Genomic DNA, 245 nt, shown 5'->3' on the forward strand with positions numbered 1-245 from the left:
AAGTAACCGATTTATCAGGCCGCAAATTTACCAATATTAGTGGATTTGAATATTGTTTGTGGGCTTTAGATAAGCATATGTGGATGAAGATGCTTGATTGTTTACCAAAAACAGAAGAAGGTGAAAAAATCAAGGTGGTATTAAGGACACAATATCAAAGAATAAAAGAAACCGGTGTAACCTATGAACATCATGGTGTCATCACGCAAACGCCAGAAAAGCATTTTGATTTTGAAGGCACTATT

The 245-nt window shown here is 35.1% G+C and carries 1 pseudogene; it reads left to right on the forward strand.

Features of this window, described 5'->3' with window-relative positions:
- Positions 1-245: pseudogene (locus Lgra_RS17930) on the forward strand (F-box protein); the annotation flags it as partial.

The sequence above is a fragment of the Legionella gratiana genome (assembly GCF_001467695.1).
In the GTDB taxonomy this organism is placed as follows: domain Bacteria; phylum Pseudomonadota; class Gammaproteobacteria; order Legionellales; family Legionellaceae; genus Legionella; species Legionella gratiana.